Genomic DNA, 10,604 nt, shown 5'->3' on the forward strand with positions numbered 1-10,604 from the left:
TTCTTTATTATTGAACTTATTATTTTTTAATTCTACAGCTTGAAAAGTTGCCATATATTCCTCCTTGAGTTTTTAATATGATTAAATATTACCAAGAAGGAAATTTATTTTCTATGCAGAGATTCTTTTACGCTTACATTTCTATTTTAAATTATCGGATTAAATTTAAATTACTTTATATATTTATTTATATTTAATTTTATCACCATTACATTTAAACGCTAAAAAGTCATCCTCTAAGTGTTTAAAGGATGACTTTTATGCTTACTATAAAAATTATTTTGCCGTATATCCAGCTTTTAATAATATTTCTACTGCTTCATTTCCTTTAGTCTCATTTACTAATACTATAGGACCTGTACAGCCCATTCCACTTTCTGCATATATAGAAGCTTTCCATAATACCTTAACTGCATCTTCTAAATCCATAACATCTATTCCTGATATTTGATGAGTAACAACTTCCTTTGGAGGCATTGCCACTTCCTCATCAGTAGATTTAACTTCTTTCTTAGTTAAAGCAGAAATTATATCATCAAGTTTAGCATTCTTAGCACTTAAGTATTCATTTTTAGCTATATTATTTACTTCTCCCTTAGCCACATCATAAGCATATTTTAATGCATTAGCAACTACTGGAGAACCTGAAGCTCTTGATAAAATCAATATTCTTCTATGATAATCTTCCCCTACACCTGGACCATATCCATATCCTGCTGCTTCATAATCTCCACCTGTTGTATAAGAAGAGAAAACTTTCATGAATATATTTCCACTTAAAGTATCACAAACCATAACATCAGGTGCACCTGCTAATAAGTCATTTCCTCTCATAACACATCCACCATCTGCTCTTATAGAATCAGCAAATTCTACATCATAACCATTAGATTGTAAATCCTTTAAACATTTTTCTACTTGTCTAGCTCCATCTAAGTTAAGGATACCAATTTTAGGCGATTTTATTCCTATACTTTTTGCAGTAGCTATACCACTAATAGCATTTCTAACCATTGCCTCTATTCTATTTGTTGCACTAGTTCCTGTAGTAGTAGCAAGAATCATTTCTGTTCCTCTAGCAGGAGTAATTACTCTTCCTACTGTAGAAACCCCTATTGGAAAATTATAATGCATAGTAACTACTGCATCTATATAACCACTATCTAATAATTCTTCCATCTTTGCGTGCATTTCTTTTTCACAGTTTACTTCTACTATTTCTAAATCTGTGTCTACTTTAGGGCCTATTAATACTATATCAAATAAATTAGACTTAGCTAGATGAGCTCCTTTTACTAAATTATCTACTCCATGCTCACTACCTAATGTAGTTAATCCTATTTTAATTTTCTTTCCAAATTCACCGCTTTGTATAGCATCAGCTATTTCTAGGAAGGTATTCGCTATTAATTTTTTAGTCATAATATTCCCCCCCTATTCTTCTAACATATCTAATGCTAATTTTTTCATGGACTCAGCTATTATTTTCTTAATTTCTTCCTTAGATACTCCATTAGCTTCTTCAGTCACTCCATTGTTTCTCTCTGCTACAAAAGATACTCCATCAAATAGATTTGTCATTCTTCCTAGGAATAAACTTCCTTTACCAACTATCATAGCTCTATTTTTGTCTCCAGTAGTTAAATCATCTATTAAGAAACCTATATATGGTACTCCTGATGGTATATGACCTTGAGTTGGAGCCCATCCTGGTAAACCTTTCTCTTCAACAAATCCCTTTAAATCTTTCTTTTCTATATCTCCACGCTTAACTGCAAGTGCACCTATCATCTTGTAGTTAGCTTCTGGTACATCCCCTGCTCCTGCTGGTTTTGTTATATCTGGATTTTGCATTTCCACTGAGAATACATCTACATCAGTTATTTTTAAATTAGCTCTATCAATACCTGAAGTTATTAAAGATGTCATTACTGCTTGAGGAGAAGACCCTGTTCCAACATTGTGTTTTCCTACTAAATCAGTTCTAATTATTGGATTTATTCCATCATTTTCAGAAACTAAAACTGCAAATCCTCCTACTACATCTTCTAAAACTGGTAAACCTTTTTTAATATGATCTTTAGCATTCATTCCAAGTTTTGCACTAGCTCCACCTGCAACTACCATTACATTTTTAAATATTCCTGATTTTACAAGAGCTGATGCTTGTATAAGAGCATGTGTAGGTGCTGCACAGAATCCTCTAGTATCTGAACCTGTAGCATTTGTAAGTCCTACTATTTCAGCAATAGCCTTAGCAAAGTTTCCTCCACCTCTTTGATTTATATCTCCACAAGCTTCTTCTGAGCACTCTAATACATAATCTATAGAAGTAGGATCTACCTTAGAGCTTCTTACTAAATGAATACCTGATAATACTCCCGAAGCTTTTACTACTAAGTTTTCAAACATTGTATGTGCATTTAAGTTAACATCTACATCATGAGCTCTTTTTATGTATCCTACAAAATTACTTTCATTATATAAACCTTCTGCAACATGACTATTTACTAATTCTATACCTTCTTCTATATTATCTCCCTTTAACTTCGCTATAAAAGGCATAAGTTCTGGGTAATTATTTTCTATTTTAGGTTTTACTTCATTTATAAATTCTTCACTTAACTTAACTAAATCAAAAGCATCACATATTTGCATCAATGCAATAAACTCATCCTGAGGCATTATCTCCCCAAGCTTACCATTTCTGCTACCTTCTATCTTTTCATTACACCAAGGCATAGAAAATGTTTTTAACTCTTCTGGTCTATTATTTCCTATATAAACTTGATTTGGTATGTAGTTAACTACATCTTCATAATTTCTAATATGGTTACTTATTTCTTTTAAAAACTCTGAATCTGGATTAGTTGCTCTTTCTACATTACAAGTACTACCATTTTGTACTATCATATCTGGAGTATGAATTAGCACATAACTTGCCCCTTTAAGTACTGGATAAGACATAAAGCACCCCCTATAAATTTATATTTATATCCAACACCGAATAAATAAGAGGTGCTGGTAATTTTCATAACTTTACAAATAGATGGACTAAAAAGCCCATCTATTTATACTATCTATTTATCCTAACTACATCTTAAGCCATAACTTTCTTTTTAAATATTGATGTGTCTGGATTTTCAAATACAGTTTGATCTTCAACTTCTGTAGTTAAAGCAGCTAATGCTTTTTCTACTAATCCTCTTCTTAACGCCTTTTCTTCTCTTGGGTCAAGGTTTGGATTTCCAAGTGGATGTGGTATTGCTATAGCTGGAACTATTCTGTTTGCTCCAACTGTTAAAGATATAGGAACTACTGTACACATATGAACTACAGGAACTTCCATAACTCTTTCTATTTCTTTTACCATCGTTGCACCGCAACGAGTACAAGTACCTCACGTAGAAGTAAGTATAACTGCTTCTACTCCTGCTGCTTTTAATCTAGTACCTATTTCATTAGCAAAAGCTTTTGCACTTGCAACTGCTGTACCATTACCAACAGTTGTGTAAAATAACTCGTGTAACTCTCCTATAATACCTTCTTTTACAAAATCTCTAAGTACATCAACTGGTAAAACTCTGTCTGCATCTAAATTAGCATATACTGGGTCGTATCCACCATGTGCAGTTTCATGAGTTTCTTCTGTTAAGTTATCAAATCCTACTAAAGAGTATTCTCCAAACTTAGATGCAGAAGAAGATTCTATTCTATCTGGATTTCCTTTTGGTACTATACCTCCTGAAGTAAGTACTGCTACTTTAATATTTGATAAATCTTTTACTGCCTTAGCAGGAGCAACTCTATCAAATACAGGCATTGGATATTCTGTTACAAATTCCTCTCCCTTTATCTTTTTAAGTAACATATCTACAGCTCTTTTTGATCCTTTTTCGCTATGGAAGAAATTCACTCTTAATCCTCTTTCAAGGTATCCTTCTTCTGCTGGTGATCCTATAGCTTCACCACTAACTAACTTCTGAGCAAAACTAGCTACTTTTGGAAGTGCTTTTCTCATACCTGCAGCTGAGTCAGATGTTTCTATTATATAAACATCCTTTTTATACATATCTGCTCCTGGATTTTCTATATACATTCCTGTAAAACAAGGTATATTTAAGTTTTCTTGAACAACTTTTGTTATAGCTCCTGCAGCTACTCCATATCTACCAGCATTAAATGATGGTCCAGCTATGAAAAGTTGTGGTTCAAACCCTTTTATCATGTTTAATACTTCTTCACTAGCTGATTCTAAGTTTTCATTGAAATATGTATCCCCACATACAACAGTTCCAACTATCTCCATGTTATCCCCTAATAGCTTATCTAGTTGTAAGCTTATTGGAGGTAAAGTTTCAGCCACATGTGGCTTAGTATCAGCCTTTTCTTCTCCACCGATTCCAGCGAAGAATTGATTTATATAATGAACTACTCTTAGTTTTTCCATATTTTATTTTTCACCCCTTTTGTTTAATTAACTATTAAACTTACAGAATTGATTTCTTATACTAGACATTTCGTCTACTATTTCATCAACTTCAAGTACCATTTCCATCATGCTTATTTGTTCTTCATAAACAGCCTCATTAAACTCAGCCTTCATCTCTTCTTCTACAACATGATATACTCTAAGACCTAATTCAACTCCAGCAAGTGGACCCGCAAATGTTGGATCTCCTGCTGTTACTGTTTCTGCTGCAAGACCTGCAGCTTCGGCTTCAGATGCACCTAGTAAAACCACTAAGTTATCAGCTCCGTGTTTTTCACAAGCTTCTTTAACTCTCTTTTGGTTTTCTAAGTCCATAGCCCCAGCAGCCGTTCAGACAAAACATTCTGTTGAAGAGAATATTATCTCCGTTCCTTCTACTGTTTTTACACATTCTTCTATAGCTGGTCCAGGTATACCATCACGGTCACCTATTATAAGGACCTTTTTATTTGCAAGTATGCTCATAATTATCCCCCTTTTTATACTTCTGTTATATATTTTAATGTTCTTATGTTTATTTGTTATCTAATATGTTGTTGTAGATAAACGTCCAAATCCTGTCTCATTTGTAGATCCTGTTATAACTTGTATTTCAGCTTCTATGCTTCCATCTTCTCTTAAACTTCCTGCGAATCCTCCAGCTATTACATCTACAACTTCTATATGACCTATAATTTTATCCATCTTAGGAAGAACTATTAATTCATTAGCATTTCCACCTGTTACAACTGCATCTGCTCTAACATCTGCATCTGCAAGTGATTGAGAAGCTCCATCACGACCTGCATATTCATCTGTTACTATAACTGTTTTTATATCTTCCATTTCTATTTTTTTACAGTTCATTATAAGATCTGTATCTGGGTTACCAAATCCTTCTTGTGAAATTATAACTGCATCTAATCCTAAATACTTACATAACTTAGCAGTCCAGTTTGAAGATCTTTCTTTATCTGCTAGATATACGTTTTCATTAGTTATAATTACACCTACAAAGTTTATTTCTTTTCCATGTTGTTCATATAAGTCTTCAACTATTGAGTTATTTATGTGAACATAAGAAGGGTTTTTATCACATGCAGAAACACAGTTTCCACTAACTATAGCACCATCCATAAGTTCTGTTGGATAAAGTAATGTCGGAACTATTTGTTTTGCATCTACTCCATATACATATGTATCATGAAGTAACCCTTGTGTTTGTAACATATATACATATCCTACTTTAGGAAGTTCTGGATATTCTTTTATAGATTCTAATAATGGTTTAGTTTCATAAACCTTAACTTCATTAGGCTCAACATTTCTTCCTGCTTCTCCTAAATATGCTGCAGCTTTAAATCCTATCATTCTAACAGCTTTTTCATGGTCATGTTGCTTTAATCCATCTACTGGCTCTGCTATAACTACTACATTGTGTAGATTAGAGAATGGACAATAATCAGCACCAGGTCCCGTCATATCTATTATACCTTCTTGGAAACCAACTATTTTACCTGTAGTTACAACTGCACAACCAGAAAGAGCATGAGTTTTTCCAGTACCAACAGTTTCAACTTTTGAAATTATTCCTGGGAATATTCCACCCTTACCTTCAACTTTTACTCTTGGTTCTATTACATCTTTAACAGGTGTTATTCTTACACTTTCCCCTGGATGAACTATATCTAAATCTATAGATTTAATATGGTCATCTCCACCTATTTCTTTAAGCATCTCTTCTTTATTTACGTATAAAACTCCATCTTTAACTTCAGTTACTTCACCAAACTGAACGTCATTTATAAAGATTTTCCCTAACTCAAGACGCATACGTACACCCCCTATTTTTTTATCAAAATTAGTATTTTTATTTATAACTAAGCTTAAATTATTAAGTAATTTATTTTGTACATAATTTCATACTTAATCTTTATCAAGCTTGTTTTAAACTATATATATATTTGAGGTATCCCCAAATTTATAACAACATTATATTATGATTTTAACTAAAGATATTTTTTTATCATTTCTTCTATATTAGATTTAGTTGCATCATCTTTAGTAACTTCATCTATTTTAGCTCCATCTTTATATACAGCTATAGTAGGAAGACCTAATACTTTTTCTTTTATTGCTAATCTTCTTGCTTTTGTTGTATCTAACTTACAGAATTTAAAGTTTTCTGTGTATTGATTTGCTAATTCCTCAACTTCAGGAAGTAATGCTTTGCAAGGCTCACACCCTTCACTCCAAAAATCTACAACAACTATTCCTTCATGTTTTACTACTTCTTCTTCAAAAGTATTTTTATCTAATACTAACATTTAAAATCCCCCTTTATTTTATCTTTATATAGTCGCTTCCTCTAAATGAGTTAAACTATTTTCAATATATTTTTCAGCACTTATTGTAGCTATTGCACCATCACTAGTAGCTGTTACTACTTGTCTAAGCATTTTTATTCTACAATCTCCTGCTGCAAAAACTCCATCTACATTTGTTTTCATATTTTCGTCAGTTTTTATATATCCATTTGCATCCATATCTATTTTGCCTTTGAATATTTGTGTTTGAGGGTCTAAGCCTACAAATACAAATACACCCATTGTACCATCATCTTCATCAGCTTCGTATTCTGTTATTTCCCCTGTTACTGTGTTTTCAAACACTATCTTTTCTAAAATTCCATCCCCTTGTAATTCTTTTATTGTTGTATTAAACATAAACTCTATATTTTCATTTTCTTTAGCTTTTTCCTCTATTGACCTAGCACACTTTAATTTTTCACTTCTATGTACTATAGTAACTTTTCTTGCAAACTTAGTTAAGAACATACCTTCCTCTATAGCACTGTTTCCTCCACCTACTGCAAATACTTCTAAATCAGTAAAGAAATCTCCATCACAAGTTGCACAGTAAGATACTCCTTTTCCAGTAAGCTCTTTTTCACCACTTACTCCTAGCTTTCTAGGTGTCGCTCCGGTTGCTATTATTAGAGTCTTGCCTTTATATTCACTCTTTTCCCCTTTTATTACCTTTATGTCATCATTTAAATCTACATCTACTATTGCATCTTTAACCATTTCTGCTCCAAAGCTTTTACATTGCTCTACCATTCTAGCTATTATCTTTGGTCCAGATGCCTCCTCTACACTACCTGGGTAATTGGCAACGTCATGAGTTGTTACTATTTGACCACCGGTTTTACTTTTTTCAATTATTAAAGTTTTAAGCTTTGCTCTTGCACCGTAAAGTCCTGCTGAAAGTCCTGCTGGACCTGATCCTATTATTATTAAATCATATAAATTATCCATTATAATAATTACCTCCTGATTTTCATTTCTAAGAACCGTTTTCCTATGGGTGTACTTATTTAAATTAATATACTTAGGTATTAAATTCTTTGTATGGTATTTGTTAAAATATCTAAATCAATTACTTGAAAATCGTCTAAAACTTGAGGTGTCCATCTTGGAGTCTTTTTATTGTTTTGAAATTTTGAAGCTGTGTTTATTGCTTCTTCTATTAATGATAATGAATTCGTGTCTAAGTGTTTTCCTTCTTTTATGATAATGCTTCTATAAGGAGTTTCATTTGGTTTTACACTTCCATAAAGCGGATGTGATAATAGCTCGTAACCTTTGTGTATTAAGTCTCTACATTCTTTAAGGATTTCAATGTAGGTGTTTTCTTTATAAATCACTTTTTTACTGCTCAATTCTTTTACTACCAGAGGATTATTGGTGATTATTATCATATGTATCCCACTCTCTTTCAATTTTTCTTTAAAAATAAAAACAGAGAAGACAACATCCCATTTGCCTTCTCTGTCAATTTTATTTTCAGAGGTCCGTCTAGACATAATCTTTTTACCTGAGAATTTCATCTAATTACTGGATAAATAATTAGATTTGTCCCTTCGGTCACTTCTTTTACGAAGCTGTCTCCTATGCCCTTCACTCGGATATTAAATTTTATATATAGGACATCCCTATATACTTTTTCAATACTTTATACCTTAAGTATATAAACTATCTATATAAATTTCAACTATTATTTTTTTTTTTTTGTATATATATTATTATTTTAGTACATAATAAGTATTTTCTCTAAAATTTACTTAATTAAATTAGCATAATCAAATAATGTAAATGTATTTTGCTGTACAAAACTATCTAATCTTTCCTTAGCAATATTTATATACCAGTTTTTATCTAGAATTGTCGGAACTTCTTTTTCTATGATTCTACTGTTATCTATAAATACTCTATCTGGTGTGTAACTTATTTTTTCAGGATTTTTATTTTCTTTGATTTTCATAATTGAGTTATGAGAAATACTTTTACTGGCAAAAACTCTAAGCACTTTTAAATTGATTTTTTCATTTCCATAAACTACATGACTATACTTTCCTGTGGCTTTAACACATTTTTGAAAATCAATAAGATTGTTAGAATTATTTATAGTAGTTTCTATATGTATATTATTTATAAGTTTTTCTTTTATTGCTCTGTTTATTATAGGTAAATCATTGTCTATAATACTTAGCTTTTTTACATAAGCACCTTTACTCTTAATTTTTTCACTCTCATCTACGTATACATAATTATTTACATCTTTTTGAATAATCTTTTTTATAAAATCATGCTCTAACTCCATTTTAGTTCTTTTGCACCATTCTTTACAAATTTCTAGGTAACTATCTACATCTCCTTTAGAATTAAACTTAAACATAACTCCATCAGTGTTTCCTTGTATAAATTCCGCATTTTCACCAAATTTAAGTTCTACTTTTTCTATAAGATCTAACAATAATAATTGCCCATTTACACAAATACCATTTCCTTGTCTAGGGTCATAAAGGTCATTATTTATATCCATACACGCTCCATAAGTGCTATTTAATACAAGTTTTAATGATTTTTCTATTGGGTTATTTTCTTTTTTTAATTTTATACGATTATCTCTTATTTCTTTATACTTATCTGGATTTTGTACATTTCTACTTAAAAGGCCATACTCTATCATTATAGATGGATAAAAAGAGCTTACATCTGAATTAACTATATAATCACAAGCTTCATATTTTTTTCTTGCAGAGTGAAGTCCACCCCATCCAAAATCTGTTTCTATACCATATACATTAGTTCTAAAGTATTTCTTTTGGTCTCTGTTATTTTGGTTTAAGTACCAATCTTTTATATAATTATATTTACTTAATTTTAGAGTATCTACAATTTCAAATTCTAATACATCATTTCTTTCATAATTTGGCTTTTTTGCTCCTAATATATAAGCACTTAGCTGTGCTTCTGTTTTATTTATCATAGCATCATCTAAGTTAAAATATTCTATTAGATTCATTTGAGCTTGATATTTGTAGTAATTTTCTTCAAATACTTTAAAAGTCATTCTAACATCATGAAGACAATAGGTTGTCAGCTCCTTAATTTCCTCTTCAGTAGGGTATCTATCTAAGTCAAAAGATACACTACTTTCTCTAATATCTTCACCCATAAATAATTCAAGTTCTTTTAAGCTTCTGTAGCTATCATTTATTTCAAAAATATAGAGTGGTATTCTATTTAAGTTTCTATCTATACTCCAACCTGATACTCTACTTTCAATAAGTTTATCTGATACTATACATGGGTCTATGCCTGCAATTATCGCCTTTAGTATCCACTGATCGTATCCTTTAATGTTGTACCCTACCCATACTGAGTCTTTATTTTTTTCGTATACTCTTATTAGTTCTTCTCTATTATTTATTATAGTGTGTTCTTTTTTAGTCTTGTAATCTTTCATACAGCACATCCAAAAGTTAGTTTTAGATAGTACTTCAAAATCTATTATTATACGTCTTCTTTCTTTTTTCATACAAATCTTCCTTACTTTTTTAGTTTGTACTAATATTTTACCCTATCTTTACACAGATTAACTTTTTTAATAAATAATTATATAAAAATTCAAGTTTCAAGCCTAGATAAGAATTGACACACTCCCTACAGCTAAAGCAGAGGGATTCTTGGTGGCTAACGACTTAATCACACCTAAACGATATAATCAGAGGTTGTTACAAAGCCAAGCAAAATAGACGGTGTCTTCGCCACTACTACCTTAAAGTTGT

The 10,604-nt window shown here is 31.3% G+C and carries 9 protein-coding genes and 1 riboswitch; all 9 genes read right to left on the reverse strand.

Annotation, left to right across the window (positions count from 1 at the left end):
- Positions 1–276: 276 nt before the first annotated feature.
- Complete coding sequence (gene grdD / locus ACRC03_RS20150) at positions 277–1,422, reverse strand: glycine/sarcosine/betaine reductase complex component C subunit alpha (protein WP_438654403.1); 1,146 nt, start codon at positions 1,420–1,422, stop codon at positions 277–279.
- A gap of 12 nt (positions 1,423–1,434) precedes the next feature.
- Complete coding sequence (gene grdC / locus ACRC03_RS20155; RefSeq protein WP_438654404.1) at positions 1,435–2,967, reverse strand: glycine/sarcosine/betaine reductase complex component C subunit beta; 1,533 nt, start codon at positions 2,965–2,967, stop codon at positions 1,435–1,437.
- Between the two features lie 133 nt (positions 2,968–3,100).
- A complete protein-coding gene (grdB, locus tag ACRC03_RS20160) occupies positions 3,101–4,450 on the reverse strand; it encodes a glycine reductase complex selenoprotein B (RefSeq protein WP_438654405.1) in 1,350 nt (449 codons plus the stop codon).
- A gap of 27 nt (positions 4,451–4,477) precedes the next feature.
- The gene (gene grdA, locus ACRC03_RS20165) at positions 4,478–4,957 is read right to left on the reverse strand and encodes a glycine/sarcosine/betaine reductase complex selenoprotein A (RefSeq protein WP_438654406.1); all 480 of its coding nucleotides are present in this window, start codon (positions 4,955–4,957) and stop codon (positions 4,478–4,480) included.
- Positions 4,958–5,017: 60 nt separating this feature from the next.
- Positions 5,018–6,304: a glycine/sarcosine/betaine reductase component B subunit gene (locus ACRC03_RS20170; protein ID WP_438654407.1), complete on the reverse strand. Its 1,287-nt coding sequence runs from the start codon at positions 6,302–6,304 to the stop codon at positions 5,018–5,020.
- Positions 6,305–6,480: 176 nt separating this feature from the next.
- A complete protein-coding gene (gene trxA, locus ACRC03_RS20175) occupies positions 6,481–6,798 on the reverse strand; it encodes a thioredoxin TrxA (protein WP_438654408.1) in 318 nt (105 codons plus the stop codon).
- A 24-nt stretch (positions 6,799–6,822) separates the two neighbouring features.
- Entirely contained in the window at positions 6,823–7,788 is a 966-nt protein-coding gene (gene trxB, locus ACRC03_RS20180; protein ID WP_438654409.1) for a thioredoxin-disulfide reductase, read from the reverse strand.
- Between the two features lie 80 nt (positions 7,789–7,868).
- Positions 7,869–8,360, reverse strand: a complete 492-nt coding sequence (locus tag ACRC03_RS20185) for a GrdX family protein (protein ID WP_438654410.1) — start codon at positions 8,358–8,360, stop codon at positions 7,869–7,871.
- A riboswitch (glycine riboswitch) is annotated at positions 8,326–8,434 on the reverse strand. Its footprint overlaps the gene before it by 35 nt.
- A gap of 156 nt (positions 8,435–8,590) precedes the next feature.
- Positions 8,591–10,354: a hypothetical protein gene (locus tag ACRC03_RS20190; protein WP_438654411.1), complete on the reverse strand. Its 1,764-nt coding sequence runs from the start codon at positions 10,352–10,354 to the stop codon at positions 8,591–8,593.
- Between the last annotated feature and the right edge of the window lie 250 nt (positions 10,355–10,604).

The organism is Romboutsia sp., assembly GCF_051659545.1.
Lineage (GTDB): Bacteria > Bacillota > Clostridia > Peptostreptococcales > Peptostreptococcaceae > JBOFOR01.